20 protein-coding genes are annotated in these 24,284 nt (G+C 33.2%); 18 read left to right on the plus strand and 2 right to left on the minus strand.

Annotation, left to right across the window (positions count from 1 at the left end):
* Positions 1–26 precede the first annotated feature (26 nt).
* The 8 genes from OD917_RS09580 to OD917_RS09615 all read left to right on the plus strand — a co-directional run bounded on the left by OD917_RS09580 (position 27) and on the right by OD917_RS09615 (position 7,131).
* Positions 27–500 (plus strand): Dps family protein, encoded by a 474-nt coding sequence (locus OD917_RS09580; RefSeq protein WP_263523315.1) that lies wholly within the window; start codon positions 27–29, stop codon positions 498–500.
* Between the two features lie 5 nt (positions 501–505).
* Positions 506–1,174, plus strand: coding sequence for a YoaK family protein (locus OD917_RS09585; protein WP_263523316.1), 669 nt, complete (start codon positions 506–508; stop codon positions 1,172–1,174).
* Between the two features lie 53 nt (positions 1,175–1,227).
* The gene (locus OD917_RS09590) at positions 1,228–3,504 is read left to right on the plus strand and encodes a histidine kinase dimerization/phosphoacceptor domain -containing protein (RefSeq protein WP_263523317.1); all 2,277 of its coding nucleotides are present in this window, start codon (positions 1,228–1,230) and stop codon (positions 3,502–3,504) included.
* Between the two features lie 9 nt (positions 3,505–3,513).
* Complete coding sequence (locus tag OD917_RS09595; protein ID WP_263523318.1) at positions 3,514–4,875, plus strand: sigma-54-dependent transcriptional regulator; 1,362 nt, start codon at positions 3,514–3,516, stop codon at positions 4,873–4,875.
* A gap of 72 nt (positions 4,876–4,947) precedes the next feature.
* Positions 4,948–5,238, plus strand: a complete 291-nt coding sequence (locus OD917_RS09600; RefSeq protein ID WP_263523319.1) for a GNAT family N-acetyltransferase — start codon at positions 4,948–4,950, stop codon at positions 5,236–5,238.
* A 182-nt stretch (positions 5,239–5,420) separates the two neighbouring features.
* Positions 5,421–6,041 (plus strand): alpha/beta hydrolase, encoded by a 621-nt coding sequence (locus OD917_RS09605; RefSeq protein ID WP_263523320.1) that lies wholly within the window; start codon positions 5,421–5,423, stop codon positions 6,039–6,041.
* Complete coding sequence (locus OD917_RS09610) at positions 6,041–6,391, plus strand: hypothetical protein (protein ID WP_263523321.1); 351 nt, start codon at positions 6,041–6,043, stop codon at positions 6,389–6,391. The genes OD917_RS09605 and OD917_RS09610 overlap by 1 nt, the downstream gene beginning before the upstream one ends.
* Positions 6,392–6,513: 122 nt before the next feature.
* Positions 6,514–7,131, plus strand: a complete 618-nt coding sequence (locus OD917_RS09615; RefSeq protein WP_263523322.1) for a TMEM175 family protein — start codon at positions 6,514–6,516, stop codon at positions 7,129–7,131.
* Between the two features lies 1 nt (position 7,132).
* On the opposite strand, the gene OD917_RS09620 is transcribed toward OD917_RS09615, so the two are convergent.
* Positions 7,133–8,710, minus strand: coding sequence for a sigma 54-interacting transcriptional regulator (locus OD917_RS09620; RefSeq protein WP_263523323.1), 1,578 nt, complete (start codon positions 8,708–8,710; stop codon positions 7,133–7,135).
* A gap of 304 nt (positions 8,711–9,014) precedes the next feature.
* Here OD917_RS09620 and OD917_RS09625 point away from each other — a divergent pair, with 304 nt between their 5' ends.
* On the plus strand, positions 9,015–9,953 hold the full coding sequence (locus tag OD917_RS09625; RefSeq protein ID WP_263523324.1) for a ring-cleaving dioxygenase: 939 nt from the start codon (positions 9,015–9,017) through the stop codon (positions 9,951–9,953).
* A 33-nt stretch (positions 9,954–9,986) separates the two neighbouring features.
* Here OD917_RS09625 and OD917_RS09630 read toward each other — a convergent pair whose 3' ends face one another.
* A complete protein-coding gene (locus tag OD917_RS09630; RefSeq protein WP_263523325.1) occupies positions 9,987–10,460 on the minus strand; it encodes an isochorismatase family protein in 474 nt (157 codons plus the stop codon).
* A 606-nt stretch (positions 10,461–11,066) separates the two neighbouring features.
* On the opposite strand from OD917_RS09630, the gene OD917_RS09635 reads away from it, so the two are divergent.
* The 9 genes from OD917_RS09635 to OD917_RS09675 all read left to right on the plus strand — a co-directional run bounded on the left by OD917_RS09635 (position 11,067) and on the right by OD917_RS09675 (position 24,152).
* Positions 11,067–12,614, plus strand: coding sequence for a tetratricopeptide repeat protein (locus OD917_RS09635; RefSeq protein ID WP_263523326.1), 1,548 nt, complete (start codon positions 11,067–11,069; stop codon positions 12,612–12,614).
* A gap of 102 nt (positions 12,615–12,716) precedes the next feature.
* A complete protein-coding gene (locus OD917_RS09640) occupies positions 12,717–14,327 on the plus strand; it encodes a sensor histidine kinase (RefSeq protein ID WP_263523327.1) in 1,611 nt (536 codons plus the stop codon).
* Positions 14,328–14,341: 14 nt separating this feature from the next.
* A complete protein-coding gene (locus tag OD917_RS09645) occupies positions 14,342–16,288 on the plus strand; it encodes a sigma 54-interacting response regulator (RefSeq protein ID WP_263523328.1) in 1,947 nt (648 codons plus the stop codon).
* Between the two features lie 241 nt (positions 16,289–16,529).
* Positions 16,530–17,327 (plus strand): alpha/beta hydrolase, encoded by a 798-nt coding sequence (locus tag OD917_RS09650; RefSeq protein WP_263523329.1) that lies wholly within the window; start codon positions 16,530–16,532, stop codon positions 17,325–17,327.
* 40 nt (positions 17,328–17,367) lie between these two features.
* Entirely contained in the window at positions 17,368–18,384 is a 1,017-nt protein-coding gene (locus tag OD917_RS09655; protein WP_263523330.1) for an alpha/beta fold hydrolase, read from the plus strand.
* A gap of 209 nt (positions 18,385–18,593) precedes the next feature.
* On the plus strand, positions 18,594–20,357 hold the full coding sequence (locus OD917_RS09660; RefSeq protein ID WP_263523331.1) for an amidohydrolase: 1,764 nt from the start codon (positions 18,594–18,596) through the stop codon (positions 20,355–20,357).
* Between the two features lie 246 nt (positions 20,358–20,603).
* Positions 20,604–21,626 (plus strand): MBL fold metallo-hydrolase, encoded by a 1,023-nt coding sequence (locus tag OD917_RS09665; protein ID WP_263523332.1) that lies wholly within the window; start codon positions 20,604–20,606, stop codon positions 21,624–21,626.
* A gap of 3 nt (positions 21,627–21,629) precedes the next feature.
* On the plus strand, positions 21,630–22,997 hold the full coding sequence (locus OD917_RS09670) for an alginate export family protein (protein ID WP_263523333.1): 1,368 nt from the start codon (positions 21,630–21,632) through the stop codon (positions 22,995–22,997).
* A gap of 204 nt (positions 22,998–23,201) precedes the next feature.
* Positions 23,202–24,152 (plus strand): polysaccharide deacetylase family protein, encoded by a 951-nt coding sequence (locus tag OD917_RS09675; protein ID WP_263523334.1) that lies wholly within the window; start codon positions 23,202–23,204, stop codon positions 24,150–24,152.
* Positions 24,153–24,284 lie beyond the last annotated feature (132 nt).

The raw sequence follows: 24,284 nt of genomic DNA on the forward strand, positions 1-24,284 counted from the left end.
CATAACTTAACAAAACCTAATTTAAAATGAAAGCAAACATCGGAATTAAACAAGAAAGCATCTCAACAGTTGTAGAAGTATTAACTAAAATTCTAGCTGATGAATTTGTACTTTATACCAAAACAAAAAGAGCACACTGGAATGTTGAAGGTCCAGATTTTTACAACAAACATCTTTTCTTCGAACAACAATACGATAACATTGACGAAATCGTAGATACTGTTGCAGAAAGAATCAGATCTTTAGGTCATTATACGCCTGCAACGTTAAAAGACTTTTTAGCATTGACACACTTAACAGAAGAATTAAAAGAGAAAAACGACAGCAATGGTTTTATCAAAGAATTACTTCTAGATCACGAAAGTATTATTATTTACTTACGTGAAAACATAAATAGTATTGCTAACGAATTGCAAGATGCTGGAACAAGCGATTTTATTACTGGACTTGTAGAAAATCACGAAAAAATGGCTTGGATGCTTCGCGCACATTTGAACTAAAAATTATGGAAATACAACAAAAAAATATTTGGTACGTAACCCTGCTTTTAACAATGATCGCAGGGTATTGCGATACCGTAACTTTTGTCGCAGCCGATTCGATTTTCTCGGCACACGTTACGGGAAACTTTATTGTCTTTGCTTATCAAATCATAAAAGGCTCAGACATACACGCTTGGGTAAAATTGCTAACCTTTCCTGTTTTTATTATTGCAGTAATTACAGGCGGAAGAATTGCTTTAAAAAGTACTAATCGTTATACAATTCTATTTTGGGAAGGTATAATATTGGTTTTAAGCGGAATTGCTTCTTATGTTTTTGGCTATTTGCAAAATTTTGAAGAATGGACAATGTATGCTGTAGCTATGACAACCGTATTTGCGATGGGACTTCAGAATGCTTTTGGAAAGCTTTACGCGAAAGAAACTCACGGTCCAACTACAATGATGACTGGAAATGTAACTCAAGCTTCTCTTGATTTAGGAAACTTGTTAAAAAACGGATTGAAAGACGTAGATGTAGTATTAAGTTTTAAAAAACAATTAGTTACCATAATCGGATTTCTTGCCGGTTGTTTTTTGGGAGCTGTTGCAGGTAAGTTTTTCGGATTAGGGACTTTAATTCTACCAGGAGCTTCTATGATAATTTGTTATTTATACCATCGAGAAAGCTAGACAAACACGGACTTTCGGATTGCAGATTTCTGATAATATAGTATCTTTAAAAAATGAATTTAAGCCCTATTATTTCTGTCAAAAACTACGTACACGCCTTATGTACAGTAACTTTATTTTTACTTGTAAATACAGTTATTAACGCGCAATCCAAAGAAGATCCAAATGTTCTAAAAAATAAAATTGCCAAAGCTGAAAGTAATCCTCAAAAAGTAGAATTGCTTTTGGCTTTAAGCAATTATTATCTCACTAAAACTGGCGAAGAAAAATCAGATTTAGACAACGCAGATCTCATCAATACACAAGCAAGATTGCTTAGTGATCGTTTAAAATACAAACTTGGAAAAGGAAAATCCATTCTTTTGGGAGCTCAGATTTATAGAGAAAAAGGCGATAGAGAAAATGCTTTGGAAAAAACAAAAAACGCGATCACCTATTCTAAAAATAATAACTTAACAGAATTAGAAGGAAGCAGTTATACTGAACTTTCGATTTATGATGCCGAAATTGATCAGAAAGCAAAGTATAAACAAATGGCAATTTTGCTTTACAAAAAAGCAGGCGCAAAAGAAAAACAAGCAACAGCTTTAAAAGAACTTGGTGAACTATACAGCAGCAGCGAGCAGCCAGATAGAGCAGAACCTTTTTTAAAAGAATCTCTTGAAATTTATAAAGCGATAAAATTCAAAAGCCTGCAAGGGGTTTATAATATTCTTTCTGAAGTATATACTCAAAAAGGGAATTTTTCAGAAGCCTTAAAATGCGGACTTCTTGCAGAAAAAATCGCGTTGGAACTCCAGGATAATACTTTGCAGTTAAGTTCTATTTACAACCATATTGCATTGGTTTACTATTACTTGCGCCAGAATGAGAAAACCGAAGAATATTGGAATAAAGCATTAAAAATTGCCAGACAATATAATGATACAGAATACATAAGAACCATTGCTGATAATCTTAGTTCCTTATATATTCGTCAGAAAAAAGAAAGTGAAGCTCTAAAACTCATAAAAGAAATGCAGGACAATTATCCTACTTCAAATATGGAGAGAATAATGACCGAGAATTATCTTTTATTCAATATTTACAGAATCCAAAAAAATAACGCCAAAGCAACCTTATATTATAAAAAAATGGTTGCTCATTATGGTGAAAATGCGGAAAGAAATGGAAATACTTTTGCTGTTTTAAGAAGTTTTGCCTCCTATCATTATCAACTTAAAAACTTTACTTCTTTTTATCAAATAATTAAAAAATTAGATTCGGTTGCCGCGGCATTAGGAAATAATAATATTAGATCAGAAAGTCACCTTATTTGGTTTAAAGCTGATTCTTCTAGAGGAGATTACATCAATGCGATCAAACATTATCAGCTTTATAAAAGCCTTTCCGATTCTGTTTTTAAAGGAGAAAAAAGCAAACAGATTAACACTCTTCAAATCGAATTTGAAAGCGAGAAAAAAGATAAAAATATCAATTTACTTCAGCAACAAGCAAAATTGCAGCAAATTCGAATTCAGAAAGATACGGTCGTAAAATATGTTTTTATTGGAAGTTTTCTGGTTCTGCTTCTATTCTTGCTGGTTTTATACAACAGTTTTAGATTAAAAAAGAAAAAAAACGAAGAATTAGAAATTCAGCGTCAGCAAATTAACGAACAAAACGAACTGAACAAAAAAATGCTGATTGAAAAAGAATGGCTTTTGAAAGAAATTCATCATCGTGTAAAAAATAACCTTCAGATTGTCATTAGTTTATTAAATACACAATCGGCATATTTGGATAATGAAGATGCGCTGATAGCGATACAAAACAGCCAACACAGAATGCATGCCATGTCGCTGATTCATCAGAAATTATATCAATCTGATAATCTGGCAAATATAGATATGTCGTGGTATATTCATGAATTAATCAATTACATGAAAGAATGTTTTGATACAGATAAAAACATCCATTTTGTTTTAGAAGTAGAAAAAACGTATCTTGATGTTGCCCAAGCCGTTCCAATGGGATTAATTATAAATGAAGCCATTAGTAATGCCATAAAATATGCTTTTCCTGAAGACCGAAAAGGAGAAGTACGAATCGTTCTTAAAAATACTGGAGAAAATAATTATAAACTGCAAATTGCAGATAACGGAGTTGGACTTCCAAAAGATTTTGAAGAAATAGAAAGAGATTCTCTTGGTATGAATTTAATGATTGGGTTAAGCGATCAGATTGATGGAGTTTTTGAAATGAAAAATGATAACGGATTAAAAATCACTATTACATTCACAAGAAGTACAGAATTTGAAGTTACTGCCGAAAATTCTGAAATGATATAAATAGCATAAATGAAGGAGAAAATTCTAATTGTTGAAGATGAATTTATAGTAGCAAACGATTTAAAAATCATGTTACAAAAAGCAGGATACCAAGTTGTTGGTATTGCTTCTTCTGTGGTTCAAGCGCGAAAATTAATAGAAGATAAAAGTCCCGATTGGATTTTGCTTGACATCATGTTAAAAGGCAATCTAACTGGAATCGATCTCGCTTGGGAATTGCGCGAAATGAATCTGCCTTTTCTTTACATTTCTGCAAATACCAATCAGAGTACGCTTGAAGCTGTAAAAGCAACACATCCTTATGGATTTATGGTGAAGCCTTTTCGGGAAAAAGATCTAATTGTGATGCTGGATATTGCGAGATATCGTTACGATCAGGAAAAAGGAACTTTAGCAGAAAATCCTATTGAAACCGAAACTCAAGAAATTGAAGGAATCGTTGGCCAAAGTCCGCTTTTACAAGAAGTTATTGAAAAAATAAAAATTGTGGCTCCAGCTGAAACTTCTGTTTTGATTTTGGGCGAAAGCGGTACAGGAAAAGAAAGAGTCGCGCATTCTATACACAATCTTTCTTCAAACAAATCAAATCCAATTGTGGTTGTGAATTGCGCAGCTTTACCCCAATCTTTAATTGAAAGTGAATTATTCGGACATGAAAAAGGCGCTTTTACAGGTGCAAATGCTTTACGAATCGGAAAATTTGAACAAGCCAATAATGGTACTATTTTCTTAGATGAAATTGGAGAATTACCGCTTGATTCTCAGGTGAAATTGCTTCGCGTTCTACAAGAAAAAGAAATACAGAGACTTGGTGGCAATAAAACCATAAAAATCAATGTTCGTATTGTAGCGGCAACCAACAGATCTTTAGAAAAAGAAGTTGCAGAAGGCCGTTTCAGATTGGATTTGTACTATCGTTTGAATGTGTTTCCGATCCAACTGCCAACTTTAAAAGAACGCAAAGAAGATCTCGAAGCTTTGGCATATCATTTCTTGAAAAAGTACGCTGCAAGTTCCAAAAGAAACATCACAAGCATTAGTCAAACTGCTTTAGAACAATTAAAAAATTACGATTGGCCGGGAAATATTCGAGAATTAGAACATTTAATAGAGCGAAATGTGCTGCTTGCCAAAACAACTGAAATTGAAAAATTTGATATTCCATCGAATGCCATTTCAGGACCTATAGAAATCAATACAGGAAAGATAAAATCGATGGAGGAAATGGAAAAAGATCATATTATGAATGCATTGCAACTCTGTGACGGAAAAGTTTCTGGTATAGGCGGCGCTGCAGAATTATTGAAAATGCAACCGCAGACTTTGTATTCAAAAATGAAAAAATTAGGTATAAAACAAGGATATAATTAATCTACATTAAGTAGACTTAACTGCTAGTTTAACGAACTTTGTATTTCTAAACCAAGACATAAAAAAATAAATATGGAAACAATAAAACTAGAATTAGACGAAAAAAAACACGGCGCTTTTAATCTCTATGTTGATGATAAAAAACTAGGAGAAATGACAGTAAGCCTAAAACCCGATTTACTGACAGTTTACCACACAGGAGTTGAACCAGAAGCTGAAGGAAAAGGCTATGCAAAAAAACTTTTAGAAGAAATGGTATCGTATGTTCGTGCCAATAATTTGAAAGTTTTACCGCTTTGTCCTTACGTTCACGCTCAATTCAAAAGACATCCAGACGAATATGAAGATATTTGGAAAAAGTAGTTTTTTCTGATACCGAATTTCTGCAAAGTTTGTCATTTCGACGAAGGAGAAATCACAAAAGAAACTCCGCATGCAGAATCTGCATTCTTTGTCGAGCTTCTCGTGTGATTTCTCCTTCGTCGAAATGACAAAATTGTGTAAAATCTGCAAATAAAACTTTATACATCCAAAAAAAAACTATTATGAATACAAATATATTAACAGACGGCATTCCTTTAAACGAAGCTAAAAAAGCTTTAATCCTAATTCATGGTCGTGGCGCCGGAGCTCATGATATTCTTTCGATTGCGAGACATCTTAATGTTCAGGATTTTGCATTAATCGCGCCTGAAGCAGAAAATAGAACTTGGTATCCGTATTCGTTTTTAGCTCCTCTGGATCAAAACGAACCATCGTTTTCAAAATCATTAGAAGCGATTCATCAGGTTGTTGTGGCAATTCAGCAAAATGGAATCGAAAAAGAAAATATCTATTTCTTAGGTTTCTCACAAGGAGCTTGTCTCGCTTTGGAATTTACGACAAGAAATGCAGCAAAATATGGAGGAATAGTTGCTTTTACAGGAGGATTAATTGGCGATCAGATTTATGAAAATCATTATTCAGGAAACTTCGAAAATACGCCAGTTTTTATTGGAACAAGCGATCCTGATTTTCACGTTCCTGTCGAAAGAGTTAATGATACTGAAGCTCTTATGGAAAAAATGGGCGCAGATGTTACTAAAAAAATCTATCCTAATATGGGACACACCATCAGTCAGGATGAAATAAATTGTGCAAACGCATTGATTTTCAACAAAAAATAATGATTACGATAACGCGAGTTTACAGCGATGTCAACGGAGAAAGTCATTTTGAAGATTTTGAAGTTCCGTTGAAAAACAATGGCGACATAGGATTTTTATCTGATGATGAGCCTGTCAAATCTATCGTTTTTAGAGAAGTCAGTCCTTCTTATGATTACGATTTTCATAATGCGCCAGACCGCCAATACATTGTTTTATTGGAAGGTGGCGTAGAAATCGAAACTTCATTGGGAGAAAAAAGAACATTTAATACGGGTTCGATTCTATTGGTTGAAGATACGACTGGAAAAGGACATAAAACAAAAAATATTGAGCCAAAACTTCGAAAATCAATATTTATAAAATTGTAGTTTAAATACTAGATTAGGGAAAAATTAACCGCAAAGCTTTGTCTAAAAACTTTGCGAAGCTTGCGTAAATCCTTGCGAACTTTGCGGTTAAAATAATTATGTTACTCAAATAAAATTATCAAATGGAAAAAGAAACCGTAAGAATAGAGGGCTTCAGTGATGCTGTATTTGCCATTGCGATTACGCTTTTAGTTTTAGATCTTCATGCGCCAGATGCTACTGTTGTAAAAAATGGTGCAGAATTATTGTCTTACCTAAAGAACGAATGGACAGCATATCTTGCATTTACGCTTTCTTTTTTCAGCATTTTCATCATGTGGGTCAATCATCACAAGATTTTTAAACAGATTTACAGCCGAAATACGGCAATCATGTTTTCAAACGGATTGATTCTTTTTTTAGTAACAGCAGTTTCTTATCCAACGGCTTTATTAGCTCGTTTTTTTGAAGGAGAAGCATCAAATATTGCCGTGGCAATTTATACTGGAATATTTGTATTAATCAACATTTCATACAATTTATTGTGGCTAGTTGCGAGTAACAATAAAAAGCTTTTACGTCCTGGAATTACTGATTCGGCCATTAAAAAAATCAGAAATAATTATCTATACGGATTTCCAACGTATTTAATCGCTTTCGGAATTTCATTTCAATATCCAGCTGCAGCATTGGCAATCAGTATGCTTTTGTTGATTTATTGGGCTGTTTCTTCTGGAAAAATAAATATGATTGAAGAATAAATCAATCGAAAAAATGTTCTTTTTTAATGCCTAGCTTCTTCATTCTAGAACTCAATGTTGTAGATGGCAAACCGAGTAAAACCGCCGCGCCCTGCGGACCAGAAATTCTTCCGTTGCATTTTTTTATGACTTTTAGAATATGCTCTTTCTCTACTTCTTGAAGCGTTTTAGTATAAAATTCATTTACTAAAGCATTTGGACTAGGAATTACAATTTCGGGGAAAATCATTTCTTTGATCTTTTCATCTTTGGCAAACAAAATGCTTCTTTCTACCATATTTTCTAGTTCGCGTACATTTCCTGGCCATGCATTAGCCATCATGCTATTGAGTACTTTTTTAGAAAAACGTTTTACATTTCTACCCATTTTTGTAGCGTGCTTTTCTAAGAAAAAATGTCCTAAAATAGGGATATCTTCCTTACGATCGCGTAAAGCAGGAAGCTTGATAGGATAAACATTCAATCTGAAATATAAATCATTTCTAAAACGCTCGCCATAAACTTCCTTTTCAAGAGATTTATTGGTTGCAGCAATTACTCTAGCATTTACTTTTATGCTTTTGTTTCCGCCAACTCGTTCTATTTCTTTTTCTTGTAAAACACGGAGCAGCTTTCCCTGTAATTCTAAAGGCAACTCTCCTATTTCATCCAAAAAAATCGTACTGTTTTCTGCTTGTTCAAATTTTCCAATTCTTTGTTCTGTCGCACCTGTAAAAGCACCTTTTTCATGTCCGAATAATTCGCTTTCGATCAAATTTTCAGGAATCGAAGCACAATTTACCTTAACCATTTTGTTGTTTGAAACTGACGATAAATCATGAATAGCACTTGCAACAAGTTCTTTTCCAGTTCCCGTTTCACCAAAAATTAAAACAGTTGTATTAGAAGCTGCAACTTGCGAAATCAATTCGTAAACGTCTTTCATCTTATCACTTTTTCCAATGATTCCATGAAAACCATCATTTTTCTGAGAAATAATATCTTTTTTTTCAGAAACATTTCTTTTCAAAATTTCTAGTTCTACAAGATTATTTTCAAATTGTTCTGTCAAACTGATATTTCTAATCGTAATAGAAAGCTGTATTGCTATTCCTCGCAAAACACGATTTGATTCTCTGCTGAAAGTTTTAGCATTTTTAAAGAATAGAAAAAGCACATTTCGTTTTCCTTTACTAAGCGGTAGACAAATTCCTATTCCATTTTTAAAGCCTTTTTTATAATTGTTTTGAATGTAATCTGGATTTTTTTGATCTGATTCTAAGTCAAAAATAACCGTATCGGCAGAATCCATGCAACGGTCAAAAAATCCATCATTTAAAAGATAATTTTTGCTTTCTTGATTTTTATTCGAAAAGGAATAGAAAAGCTCGTATTCTGTTTCATTCTGATTGGAAGAAGCCAAAATGAGATCATCAAACTGGAAATTTTCTTTTAATATTCCGTTTACAACATCATTAAATTCATCTTTGTTTAAAGCCTGAGAAAGCGAATTACAAATAGATAAAATCAGCATTTGTTCTTGTTCTCTTTCCTGCAGTCGGTTTATCATGATTGCAGTTTTGTCTGTAGGCTTTTCCATGTGGTATTTCTTGGCGGTTAAAAGGTAAATTTAATAAATAGCCTTTATTAAACAACTATGGATTTTCTAAATATGCCTTTTTTACTTCATAAAATTACGATATATCGTATAACACAAAAACTGGAATTCTGTAAAAAAGCCTGTATTTCAACGCCTTGTAATAATCGGAATATTATTTGGTTATAAGTAGAAAGTTCGAAAAAACTATGGCTTTTTATTTCTTAATCTAGGTTAATCGATGCGCAGCCATAACAGACGTAAATTTGTAAAAGAAAATCAAACAACAATTTAATATTCAAATACCATGGAAAATAAAATTTTAGGCTTACACCATATTACTGCAATTGCAGGTGACGCAAAACGCAATTTTGACTTTTATTCAAAAGTTTTAGGATTAAGATTCATAAAAAAAACAGTGAATTTTGACGATCCAGGAACATACCACTTTTACTTTGGTGACGAAGTAGGAAGCGCTGGAACTATTTTAACTTTTTTCCCTTGGGGAGAAGGAATTCAGCAAGGAAGAAAAGGTTCTGGAATGGCAACTGAAATTGGTTATTCTGTTCCAAAAGGAAGTCTTGAATTCTGGCAAAAACGTTTTGATCAATATAACGTGATTTACAATAAACCAGCTGAAAAGTTTGGTGAAAAATATTTGACTTTCTTAGATCCAGATGGATTGAAATTAGAGTTAATCGAATCTAAAACAGAAGATAACAGAAAAGCTTGGGAAACTGACGAAGTAAAAGCTGACGTAGCTACAAAAGGTTTCCATAACATTACTTTGACTTTAAATAGCATTAAAGCAACTGCAGCAGTTTTAACTGAAATATTTGGTTACAAATTGATTGATCAAGATGTAAACCGTTACCGTTATGCAACTGATGCCGTTGAAAATGCTGCTATTGTTGATTTAGTTGAATTGCCTGAAGAAAAACGCGGTTTAAATGCTAACGGAACTGTTCACCACGTGGCTTTCCGTGTACAAAACGATGAAATTTTAATGAAATTCAGAGAAAAAATCGAAGAATACGGTTTGCAGATTACGCCACAAATTGACAGACAATATTTCCATTCTCTTTATTTTAGAGAACCAGGTGGAGTTTTGTTTGAAATCGCTACTGACAATCCTGGATTTACAGTAGACGAAAGCTTAGAAGAATTAGGTCAAAACTTAAAACTTCCTGCACAATACGAACCACAAAGAGCTGCTATCGAAGCTCATTTGGTTAAAATTAATTAATTTAGAAGTTTAATTTTATATTTGAAAAACGCCTTAAAAACATTTTTGAGGCGTTTTTTCTTTTTTATTAAGTCTAGTATTTTCTATTAAATCCACATTAAAACCTAAATCTTTTGCAGCTCTAACGGTTGGATCATTAGACATATCATTCAACATCCCAACAATAGTAAGATTCTCAATCTGATTGGTTTTTAAGTATTCTAGCAAACCCGTTTCAATAAAGCTATTAGGATTATGTTTTATGATTATCATTTCTCCTTCAATTGGCGCAACTTCATCGTATATTTCTGCTCCTTTTGTACCAGCAATAAAAGGAGAAGAATTTTTGTTTATCGAAATATGTTGAATATGAATAACTGTTTTCCTTTTCTTTCTAAAAGCATCTAAAGTACGTTTTGCTATCGAAGCAACTTCATAACTCTCTTCAAACTCCATTTTGCCTTTATAGAAGTAATCATTTTGTATTTCAATAAGCAACAATGCTGATTTAGTATATTTTCTTTTCATTCGCATTACAATTACATAAGCTGTTTTTATTGAAAACTACTGGTTTCAGCTGCTCAGTTCAATCCATTTATTTACACCATAAATCAAATATACTCCGGACCCCTCTGGAGTATGCTTATTGCCCGATTGATAATCGCATAAAATATATTAATGGATAAACTTTACAACTTCTTGGTGAAACCAGCAGTCCAACAAAAAATAGTCCTAAAAACAAAAATTAAACTTTTCTTTGCTAAAAATTCGAGCGCGAAACTAGTCATTTGAAAGAGGCAAAAATGGTGTGTTTCTTTACCAATTACGCAATAGATAAAACATTTACAATAAGGAACAAAACATAAACAATTACTAATCAATAAATTAAATTTAAAACATTCGAATCGACAAAATTTCCAGTTAATATCAACCGAATATCATCTTCTAATTGAAAAGTGTATTTTTACTGACAATCAATGCCAATTATTGCACATAAATTTTTAATGTTGTTAAGAAAGCGTAACATAAACCACATTTTGAAAAATAATAACTACATTACCCTCTTCTAAAAAACAAATCATAATCGGTTAAATTATAAACAGTACAGATCGATTTAATTTATAACCAATTTATATGCACTTTAAAACTACTCTGCTATTTTATACATTTTTCCTTTCTTCGCTTTTGGGTTATTCTCAAAAGACTTTTGATGCTATTTATACTGAAACTTATCAGGTTTTACTCAGTTCAAATCCTAAAAAAGCATTAAACAACGCCGATTATCTTTATACAATTGCGACGAATAATTTGGAAAGAATAAATACGCGTATGTTAAGAGCGCATATTTTATATCAATACGGAGTTCATAATGAAGCTATCGCGACTTTAAAACAAGCTGATAGTTTAGCTACAGTAGATAAAAATTATGCCGCTCAAGCCAAAATTTATGGTTTTCTTGCTTCAATTTATCGCGAAAATGAAATCTATAACTTAGGGAGAATATATCTTAATAAAGCAGTGAATGTCAGTAAAAAAATCAAAGATAAAGGCGAAATGTATCGCTTTCAAGGAAATTTATCCCAAGAACTGGCTTGCTATGAATTGCATGGTTCTCATTATGAAAAAGCTATTTTACATCTAGAAAAAGGAATTCAGCTATTTGAAAAAGCAGATAAAACAAGCGACAAAAATTATCAAATCGCGATTAATGATGAACTTATTGCCCAAAATTATTTGGAGATGGACAAAGCCGATTCTGCTTTATTTCATTATGAAAAAGCTGAAAATGAACTTAAAAAATCCTTGTCTTATGATAGTCCGCTTAGGGGTTTTATTTATAACGGTTTAGGAAATGTATATACTTCTACAAAAAATTACAAAAAAGCTTTGTCATATTATGCAAAAGCAGAAGAAATTGCAGAAAAATCAGATTATTCGGCACTAAAACAAGAGGTTTACAACTCTTTGATGGAATTTTACAAGAAAACGGACAGCAAAAAATACATTGTTTACAATGAAAAAAATCTAGAATTAAGCCAAGCAGAAAACGCAAACAAAAAAGCTATTGCAGATGAGCTGATAAAATCACTTCAGCAAAGTCATTTACAAAGCCAATCTCAATATAAAAAAAACAAACTAATTATCATTGGCATCTGTATTTTTGCTGTTTTAATTACAATTGCCATTTATATTTTTAAAAGAAAACAAGACTATAAAAAAATCAGAGCTTTTATTAATAACAGCAAACCAGTTAAAAGTTCAGAAGTTCAAATAGAATTAAAAAAAGACACCTCAAAAGAATATATGTCTGAGGCTACTGAAAACAGTATCTTAGAAAGTATTAAAGAGTTTGAAAAATCAAATTTATTTCTCAATAAAACATTGTCTATCAATTCGGTTGCTGCAGAATTAAATGTAAATCATCGTTATTTATCTTATGTCATCAACAAACACAAATCCAAAGATTTTGCTGGATATATCAATGAATTGCGAATAAACTATATTGTTGATCGCTTAAAAAATGATCCTTCTTATTTAAAATACAAAATCAGTTATCTGGCAGATCAAGCTGGTTTTGCATCACACAGCCGATTTACGATTACATTTAAAAAAGTTACGGGAGTTTCGCCTTTAACTTTTATCACTTATCTTCAAAATAATAAAGAAGAAGAGCTGGTTTAAGGCAAAAGCAACGAAATATCGTTGTTAATCAATTTCATCATATTTTGAACTTAGAGGCATAATTATCAATACCTTCGTATTGCCAGTTTAATTGTACTAAAGATGTTCTCTAACCAATTTAAAGTTTCTCTTTTTCTCCTTGTTTTATTTACAATTGGAGATACGTATGCATTGGCTTCTTTTAAAAGCAAAAATCAAATAGAAAATACAGAAAAAAAACTGCCAAATCCTGAAAATGATATTTACAGAGAGGCTATTTATACTGAAAAACTAGTAATAAAAGCTGAAAAGCTATTAGATGATTTGCCTGGAAACATCGACAAAATCAAAATTTTATTGAAATTAAGCGATTGGTATCAAGAATCATATAATAGTCCCAAAGCGTTGGAAATGGCTTTTATATATGCTGAAGACGCCCTTTCTCTCAGCAAATCTCTTCATTCTAACGTTTATGCGGGCAGATGTCTTCTTCAGCTTTCAATGCTCTATCAGTTGCGAAACGATAATAGGATGATAGAAGTTTGTGCTAAAAAAGCAATAGAATTTTTATCCAAAACGAGTGAGGCAAATGATTTGGCAGAATCTTGGGTAATGGTTTGGTCAGCAAAAATGCGCACAAGTGCCCCAATGAAAGAGATATTGTATCCAATTTTCAAAGCTAAAGCCTTATTTGAAAAGTCAAAAAACAATGCAAGAATTGGTGACTGTTATAGAGAAATTAGTGAATTATACTTTTCATATTCCGATTTTGAAAGTTCTTTATATTTTCTAAAAAAGGCTGCATTTTATTATAAAGCTGCAAATATCAGACAAGAAGATGCCTATCATTTATCAGCCAGATTGAATATCATTTATGAGACTGAAAGAAGAAACAAGGATATGATTAAACTTAAAAATAAGACGCTTCTGCAGCAGGTTAAACTTAAAAATGAGATATTCTTACGCAATTCTATGGTCATTTTTGTGATACTATTGCTTATTATTCTTGGATTGCTTTACAAGAGTTTTATGTTTAAGAAGAGAACAAATAAGGTACTTGAAACACAGCAAAATGAAATCAATAAAAAAAATAACACGCTGCAAAATCTAGTAACCGAAAAAGAATGGCTGTTGCGGGAAATTCATCACAGAGTAAAAAATAATCTGCACATGGTTGTTGGTTTATTAGCAAGCCAAGCTGAATATTTAAAAAATGAAGAAGCCATTCAGGCCATTAATAATAGTCAGAATAGAATTCAGGCAATGACTTTAATTCATCAAAAACTATATCAATCTGAAAATTTATCGATAATTGATATGCCTTCATATATTTTTGAATTGACTGAATATTTAAAAGATTCTTTTGAAATACAAAACAGTATCCGATTTATACTCGACATAGATAGCTTTAATCTCCCGTTATCGCATTCTATTCCAATTGGGCTCATATTTAACGAAGCCGTTACAAATGCAATAAAATATGCTTTTCCAAATCATCAAAATGGCATCATTAATATCGCACTTAAAAAAAATGACAACAACAACTATATCCTAATTATTCATGATAATGGTATCGGGCTTCCACCCGATTTTGATCCTTATAACAATCCTTCTTTAGGTATAAAATTAATGCACGGCTTAGCCGCAGATATCGAAGGAAAGTTTTTAATAACTAATGCAAAAGGCACCAAAATAACTTTGGAATTTACTATTAACGAAAGTAATCTTGATTAATTTAATTCTATAAAATGGCAAAACCACTAAAGATTCTCATTGTTGAAGATCAGTTTGTAGAAGCAAATCATTTGCGATTAATGCTAAAAAAAGCAGGCCATTCTATTATTGGAATGGCACGATCAGTTTCTGACGCTAAATATTACATTGCTCAAGAAAGGCCTGAATTGGTTCTTTTAGATATTTTCCTTTCGGGAAAAGAAACTGGTATTGACCTTGCCGAAATACTCAAAGAAAATAATATTCCTTTTATTTATCTTTCTGCAAATTCTAACGAAGAAGTGCTCAATAAAGCAAAATTGACACATCCGTATGGATTTTTGGTTAAACCTTTTCGTGAAAAAGATTTACTTATTACAATTGAAATTGCTGAATATCATCAGCAACACGGAATTGAATCTTCGATTAGAAAAGAACTTTTGTTTCAAAAACAGCTCAAAACAATCGTCAAAAAAAGTGGCACTTGGGACGATCGTGTTTTAAATATTATCACTTCCTTACAATCGCTCATTTCTTTTGATCTTGTAATGGCTATTTTTTATATCGATAGTAAATTATCTAATCGCGTTCTGGGATACTCAAGAACAGGTTTGCACGAATATCAAAAAATAGGAATTGAGGAATTGCAGAATATTACGGCTTTAAAAGAATCTGAAATCAATGATTTGCGAAATAAAAGCAAAGTTGAAACAGACGCAACATTTTATAACGATCAGGATTTTGTGAAAATTTGCGATAAAACGCCAATAAAAAAAATGATTGCCAACTCGATGAACATGAAGTCAAATCTGATGCTTCCTGTTCCTCTATCACTTCATGAAAATGGCGGTCTCTATTTATCTTTTTTCAGCCGACAAGCTACAAATTACAATAAAAATCATCTTACGCTTTGCGACAGACTTCAGGAACCATTAATTTTTGCTATCGAAAATTTAATTCTTGCAGATAAAAAATTAGATCAAAAAAGTCCTCCTGTTAATCAGAAAACAGGAAAGAATGCAAAAGTATCAGGATTTGAAACCATTGTTGGAAAAAGTCCAATATTACTAAAATTGTTCGATCATATCATACAAGTTGCTCCAGCGGACACAACTGTTTTAATTACAGGTGAAAGTGGTACAGGAAAAGAAAGCATTGCAAATAGCATTCGGCAATTATCGGACAGAAAAAATGGTCCATTTGTAAAAATAAATTGCTCTGCTTTACCGCCAAGTTTAATAGAATCTGAATTATTTGGACATGAAAAAGGATCTTTTACAGGCGCTACAGAAAAACGAATCGGTAAATTTGAACAAGCTCATAATGGAACACTATTTTTAGATGAAATTGGCGATATGCCTTTGGAAATGCAGGCAAAATTGCTTCGTGCAATTCAGGAAAAAGAAATTGAACGCGTGGGCGGAAGTAATTCCGTTAAAGTTAATGTCAGAATAATTGCTGCGACTAATTGCAATCTAGAAAAAGAAGTTGCAGATGGCCGTTTCAGACTTGATTTATATTATCGTTTAAATGTATTTCCAATTCAACTTCCGCCTCTAAGAGAACGTAAAGAAGACATTGGACTTCTTGCCCGACATTTTATTGCTATTTATAGTGCCAAAATTGGAAAAAATGTCACTGAAATATCTGAAACTGCTTTGAAAAGCCTTTTAGCATATCAATGGCCAGGAAACATACGTGAACTGGAAAATCTTATCGAAAGAAGCATTCTTTTGGCTAAAACAGATACTATAGAGCATATTCCGCTTCCATCTTTAGATGAAATTAAAATAAACAATACGTCGAATGAGTGGTATTTTAAAACCATTCAGGAAAACGAAAGGGAGCATATTATTAATGTTTTGGAAAAATGTAACGGAAGAATCAGAGGCGCCGGCGGAGCATCAGAAATACTTGGCTTGCCTCCTACTACTTTAGCTTCGCGAATGCAAAAATTAGGTATAAAGAGAAATCATTTTTAATAATTTTAGATTTTAGATTGTAGATTTTAGATTTGGATTGGGTAATTACGAGAAAAATCTAAAATCTGCAATCTGCAATCTAAAATAAACTCCGACGATATTAAGTTGACTCTTTTTCGTTTTTTAACGAAATATAGTTTGATACATCTTTTTACAAAACACACAACTAACTAATAATCAATAAATTAAAAATCAGGTTCGGTTTTCGTTTATAGTTTGGCATAACATTAAAACGTGTATTATGCTAACCGAAAACCCTACTACGATTCTTTTTATTACTGGTGCTTTTGTCAGCAATAAATGTTGGGACGAATGGAAATTATTTTTTGAGAGCAAAGGATTTAAAACCCTCGCTCCTGCATGGCCTTACAAAGATGCTCCAGCCGCTGTTTTACGCGATCGTCATCCTGATCCTCAAATTGCGAGTTTACGATTATCTCAATTAATCGAATATTTTGAAAATATTGCTAAAAATCTGCCTCAAAAACCTATCCTCGTTGGGCACTCCATTGGCGGACTTATAGCACAAATATTACTGCAGCGGAATCTGGCAACGACTGCAATTGCAATACATTCTGTTCCTCCTCAAGGAATAATGACGTTTAAATTTTCTTTCTTAAAAGCTGGCTGGGGACCTTTAGGCTTTTTCACTTCTACAAAGAAAACTTTCTTAATGAGTTTTCCGCAATGGCAATACGCTTTTACAAACGGAATGCCAGAAGAATGGCAAGACAAAGCTTATTGCGAATCGGCAATTCCTGAATCTAAATTAATTGTTCGCGATACGATAACTTCTGTTGCAAAAGTAGATTTTAAAGCACCGCATAAACCGCTTTTGCTAATTGCGGGATCAATCGATCATACTATTCCCGAATCATTGAATTTTTCTAATTACAAAAAATACTCAGATAAAAATTCTATCACCGATTTTAAGGTTTTCCCAAATCGAAATCACTTTGTATTAAATCAGCCTGGATGGCAGGAAATTGCAGTTTATATACACGAATGGATTGCAAAACTGCCTCAGCAAAATTCATAATAACCCATTATTTAATAACCACTTCTAAAATTTTTTAATCATGAAAACAAATTTATTAAACACTACTTTTTTCAATTTTAAAACAAAAGTTGTACAGTTTCTCACTGCCATTATTTTACTATTGACTTTAATCTCTTGCAATAAAAAAACTGAAGAAACTCCAGTTACAGAGACAAAACCTGCGACAACAGAAACAGCTGAAGTTGCGCCAGCAAATCCGCCAGCAAATTTCAAACATGCAACCGCAACTGTAAACGGAATCAAAATTCATTACGTTATTGGCGGACAAGGAGATCCGTTAGTTTTAGTTCACGGTTTTGGACAAAACTGGTACATGTGGAACCGACTTTTACCAGAACTTTCTAAACATTTTACTGTAATAGCACCAGATTTAAGAGGTGTTGGAGAATCTGACAAACCAGAAAGCGGTTACGACAAAAAAACAATGGCATCAGATATTCATGAATTGGTAAATCAGCTTGGATACAAAAAAATCAATTTGGCTGGACATGATATCGGACTTATGGTTGCCTATGCTTATGCCGCACAATATGGCGACAGCGTAAACAAAGTTGCTTTGATGGATGCACTTTTACCTGGAGTTGAGCCAGTTTGGTCAAACGTAAAAGCATCTGCTTGGTGGTTTGGTTTCTTCGGATGGCCAGCTTCTGGAGATATTGTAAAAGGAAAAGAAAAAGAATTCTTAACTAATTTTTGGCCAGTTGTTGGACACGTAAAAGATCCATTTACTCCAGAAGAATCAGCTGAATTTATTAGAGCTTACGCTACTGAAGGAGGTACAACTGCAGCTTTTAAATGGTTTGGAGCATTTGATCAGGACGGAAAAGACAATGTTATTTTTATGAAGAAAAAACTAAAAATGCCATTATTAGCAATGGGCGGAGAATATTTTGCTGCGGCTTTCCTTAAGGATCACTCGAAATTAGTTGCTGAAAATGTTACCGAATCAAAAATTGCTGGCTCAGGACACTGGTTGGTTCAAGAAAATACAGCGCAAGTACAAAAAGATTTACTAGCCTTCTTTTTGGCTAAATAAATAGCCTTTTGGGTGTAATTCATGCTTTTTTTCAACACATAGAAACATAGATCTTATTTAAAAAAAAGGTATTTAAAAAGAAACTAGTTTCTAACACATAGCCAACTATGTTTGTTTTAAACAAGTGAAACGCCTTTTTTAAAGCTTTCAAAAACTATGTTTCTATGTGTTAAAAATAATTACCCCAAACGAATTAAATAACTAAAATCATGAAAAAATTATTATTAATTCTATTGCTTTCTGCGGGTTTGTCATCTCAAGCCCAGCAAAAAGCTGATCTAATTATTTACAACGGAAAAATTGCAACGATGCAGAAACAAGGCGAATTTGTTCAAGCAATTGCAATGAAAGATGGAATAATTCTGGACATTGGAACCGAAAAAAACATTCTTTCTTCTTATAAATCATCGGAAACAAAATTGATTGATGCCAAGGGAAAAACAGTAGTTCCTGGACTAAATGACAGTCACATGCACGTAATTCGTGAAGGCTTGAACTATAATTCAGAATTGCGTTGGGACGGTGTAAAAACCTTAAAACGCGCTATGGAAATGCTGAAAGAACAAGCGGCAAGAACTCCAGACGGCGTTTGGATTAAAGTTATTGGTGGCTGGAACGAATTTCAGTTTGAAGAAAAAAGACAGCCTACAATTGAAGAAATCAATGCAGCTGTTCCTGATAAACCTGTCTTTATCACTTATTTGTATGGAAAAGCTTTTCTAAACAAAAAAGGAATTGAAGTTTTGGGTTACAACAAAAACACTAAATATGAAGGAAGCCTTTTGGAACAAGACGCCAACGGAAATTTAACTGGTTTAATGTATGCCAAAGAAACTCCAAAAGCGATTTACATGACGATGGGATTGACTACAAAATTAAATCCTGAAGAACGAATTAATAGTTCCATTCAATTTAATCGTGAATTGAATCGTTTCGGATTGACAAGTGTTATTGACGCCGCGGGAGGAAGCCAAAACTTTCCTGCTGATTACGTTACTTCTTTGGATTTAGCCAAACAAAACAAATTAAGTCTCCGCATTTCTTATTATTTGTTTGCACAGCAAAAAGGCAAAGAATTGCAAGATTATGAAAAATGGGTTGCAGAAACTCAAATCAATAAAAATGATAATCTGATTGTGGCAAATGGTTATGTTGAAGAAGGCGCTGGAGAAAACATTGTGGCTTCGGCTGCTGATTTTGAGAATTTCTTAGAACCGAGAATTGTTTTGTCTGACGAAATGGAAACTGACTTAGAGCCAATTATAAGGCTTTTGGCAAAAAACAGATGGCCTTTTAGGCTTCATGCCACTTACGGCGAATCTATTGACAGAATGCTTAATGTTTTCGAAAAAGTAAACAAAGAAATTCCGTTTAACGGTTTGCGTTGGTTTTTCGATCATGCTGAAACTATTACGCCTTCAGAATTGGAACGTGTTAAAAAATTAGGTGGCGGTATTGCAGTTCAATTCAGAATGTATTATCAAGGTGAATTGTATAACAAATTGTATGGTGCTCCAAAAACACAGTTGCCTCCAATTAAAAAAATGCTTGAATTGGGAATTCCTGTTGGAATGGGAACAGATGCAACAAGAATTTCAACTTACAATCCTTGGATGTCATTGCATTGGCTTCTTACTGGAAAAACAATTGGAGGAATGCAGTTCTGGCCAAAAGATCAAGCTTTGGATAAATTCACCGCTTTGCAATTGTACACTTCTGGAAGTGCTTGGTTTTCTGGTGAAGAAAAAGAAAAAGGAAAACTAATCAAAGGAATGTATGCCGATATGGCGATTTTATCTGATGATTATTTTGCTGTAAAAACTGATGATGTTCGAAAAATCGAATCGGTTTTGACGATTGTAAATGGTAAAATTGTTTACGCTTCCGCGGAATATAAAGCGTTGAATCCTGAAATTCCTGCAGTAATTCCAGATTGGTCTCCTGTGAAATATTTTGGAGGTTATCAAAAATGAGAATAGCACGCTAATTTTATGGATTCGCTTTCGCGAAGACGCGGATTTGAACGGATTTTTTTATTGCTCTAATTTGAGATGAATCCAAAAAAGCGATTTCTTTCCCTTTAGCCCTGATCGAAGCGGCATCCTTTGCTTTTTTTCTTTAAAAAAGCAAAGATATAGCGGAGAGCAGGAACCATGAATCCAAAAATGCCAAATGTTTTGGCTTCTAATAAAAATTAAAAATTGACAAAAATATTCAAAATGAAAAATTATAAATCTATATTAATTGCAGTGCTTTTTGTGGTCGCATTTTTTTCGGCGCAAAATACGTATGCACAATTTCCATTGCCGCCCGAAGTTCCAATTTGGGATGCCAACAAAGTGACTTTGCAATTGCATAAAATCTCGGATAATGTTTATGCCGTTTCGCCATCAACAACCGAAACAGAGACCACAAAAGGGATTCCGCAAGCTACTTCTGCGGGATTTATTGTGGGCGAAAAAGGCGTTTTATTAATCGAAACCATGTTGAGCAAAAGATTGTACGATCAATTGTATAAATTGATTCGTTCTGTTACTCCAAAACCAATTGTTTATGCCGTAAATACAAGCGATCATGGCGATCATTGTTTTGGAAATTATTTGCTTCCTAAGGAAACGATTTTGATCCAAAATGAATTCTGCAAAGAAAACCTTTCTAAAAATTTCGAAGGAATCAAAAGTTTTATGATCATGCTTTTTGGAAAAGATCGCGGGATCGAACAAAGCGTGTATCGTCCCGCAGATCTTACAATTGCAGTAAATCAAAGCATAAAATTGGATTTGGGAGGAAATAAGATTGTAGAAATCATTAACGTAGGAACAGCTCAATCGCCAGCCGATTTGTTTGTTTTTCTGAGAGATTCGGACAAAAATGTGTTGTGGTCAGGAAATCCTTTTATTGCTGAAAGTCCGACGATTCCTTGGTTATTTGATGGTTATTTTCTGGAGCCTGTTCGCAATCTTCAAAAAATATATGAAATGATTGGAGATAATGATGTTGTTGTTCCTGGTCATGGCCGAATTACCAATAAAAACGGAATTAAATACACTATCGATTATGTAAATGCTCTCAAAAATAATGTTGAAGATGCTGTGAAAAAAGGGGAAACTTTAGAACAGGTAAAAGCATCTGTCACGATGAAGGAATTTGATAAAGGTTATGTGCTTTTTAACTGGCTGCATTACAATTTTAATATTCCAAACGCTTACAACGATATTAAGAAAAACAGTTTAGGCAAATAAGCCATGAAAAAAATCATTCTATTATTTCTTATTTGTATAAAGCTTCATTCACAGTCTTATCCTGATTTTAAACCGTTGCGATTTGACGAAAATTATGAGGTTTTACAAAAAGATACCGTTAAAAATAACTGGTACAAAACCATGAAATATCTGCCTCTCTCCTCTTCGGGGAAAACTTATCTGAGTTTTGGAGGAGAAGTCAGGTATCAATATTTCTATGCTAAAAATGAAAAATGGGGAGATGATCCTCAAGATCCTGATGGCTACATTTTAAACCGATTTTTGCTTCATGCCGATTTTCATTCGAGTAAATATTTCCGAGCTTTTATTCAGCTCCAAAGCAGTAATGCAAACGGAAGAATCGATCCGAGTCCGGTTGATAGTAATCCGCTTGAAGTACATCAGGGATTTATTGATATTAATGTGATTTCAGAAAAAAATAAACAGTTGATTTTTAGAGCTGGAAGACAAGAATTAAGCTATGGATCACAGCGCTTGGTTGCCGTTCGAGATGGACCAAATAATCGTCAGTCATTTGATGCCGCAAAAGCAATTTTTGGTTACCATAATTTTCGTTCCGATTTATTCTACAGCCATTATGTAGTGGCTCAAGATGGCATTTTTGATGATTATTCGAATAAAAAAAGACAATTCTGGGGAAGCTATTTTGTACTCAATAAAATTCCGGCAATCAAAAATATTGATCTTTATTATTTAGGCTACCAAAGAGCAAATGCCAATTTTGATGATGCAAGCGGAAAAGAAATGCGTCATTCTGTTGGAACTCGTATTTGGGGAAAATATGAGGAATGGCGCTACGATGCCGAAGCTGTTTATCAGTTTGGAAATGTTGATTCTAAAGACATAAAAGCTTGGACGGTTTCTTTAAATACTGGATATCAGTTTACATCAGTTGTTTTAAAACCTGAATTTGGATTTAAAGTGGAGTTAATCAGCGGAGATAAAACCAATGGCGATAATGCTTTAAATACTTTTAATCCGTTGTTTCCAAGAGGTGCTTACTTTGGATTGGCTTCTGTTATTGGACCATCAAATCTTGTTGATTTTCATCCTTCGATTAGCTTAGAATTGGCAAAAAATATCGATTGGGTTATCGATTATGATATGTTTTGGAGATATAGCAGTGAAGACGGAATTTATGGTCCAAATACGATCATGATTTATCCAGGCGACGCAACCAATGCCAAAGAAATTGGAAAGCAGTTAGAAAGCGAAGTTATCTACACGCCAAATCAATATTTATATTTCCGTGTTGAGGCAACTTGGTTTAAAGCTGGTGATTTTCTAAAAGCTGCTGGAACTGGAAAAAATATGTTTTTTACAGGCGTTACAATGCAGCTTAAATTTTAAGTTGTTTATTGACGGATTTCTTAACGCATAGAAACATAGATTTTTGGATTTGAGCAAAGAATATTGAAAGAAACTAGTTTCTAACACATAGCTATGTTTGTCTAAACTAAGTGAAACGCCTTTTTCGACAAAGCATAACTATGTTTCTATGAGTTAAAAAAACTTATAGCTAAAAAGAAAATGATAATTTCTAAATATCAAAAAATGACAACAAGAAGAAATTTTATAAAAATGGCAGGTTTAACAGGCGCTGCAGTAATGGCAAATCCTGTTGATACATTTTCAAACTCTATAAAACAAGAAAAAATGGATGCTGATATACAAAATAAATGGTTAGACGGATCAAGATTAGTGGTTTCGGTTTCTATGCAATTTGAAGCTGGCGGACAGCCTGAAAACGCCGAAAGTCCGTTTCCTCAAAACATGCAGAAAGGTTATCGTGATTTTCCTGCTGAAACTTGGTATGAATATGGCTATAAAGAGGGAATTCCGAGAATGCTGGACAATTGGGACAAATATGGAATAAAAGTTACTTCGCATATGGTTGGTTCTGCAGTTTTAAAAAATCCTGCTCTTGCTAAAGAAATTGTACAGCGCGGACATGAAGCCGCTGCGCATGGCATGAACTGGAGTTCAGAATATGCGATGTCTTACGACGAAGAAAAAAAGTTTATAAAAGATGGCGTTGATGCTATAAAAAATGTAACCGGTTTTACCGCTGTTGGATACAATGCTAATTGGCTCAGACGCGGAGAAAATACAATCAAAATTCTGCAAGAACTAGGTTTCATCTATCATATAGACGATTTAAGCCGAGATGAACCTTTTATCATTCAAGCGAATAAAAAGGATTTTGTGGTTGTTCCTTACACAATTCGCTGTAATGATATTGTTTTAATTGAAGGAAAAAACTTTTCATCTGATCAATTCTTCAATCAAGTAAAAGCCGAGTTTGATCAGCTTTATGCGGAAAGCGAATTTAAACGCCGACAAATGTCTATTAGTTTTCATGATAGAATTGGAGGAACTCCGCAAATGGTTAAAACTGTTTCAGAATTAATCATTTATATGAAAAAACACAAAGGCGTAACTTTTAAAAGAAAAGATGAAATTGCAAAAATGACGCTTGAAGATAAAACGTCAATTCGTGAGTAATTATAATTAAGCTTTTTGAAGTCTTTTATATCTTCAATTTTGAAAAAGCTGTCTAGAATTTAGATAGCTTTTTTTTGATTTCACTAGATAATTCTTTTTTTTAAGTTACAAATTAGGCTCAAAAATGTTTTT

It is taken from the genome of Flavobacterium sp. SH_e, assembly GCF_025717045.1.
Lineage (GTDB): Bacteria > Bacteroidota > Bacteroidia > Flavobacteriales > Flavobacteriaceae > Flavobacterium.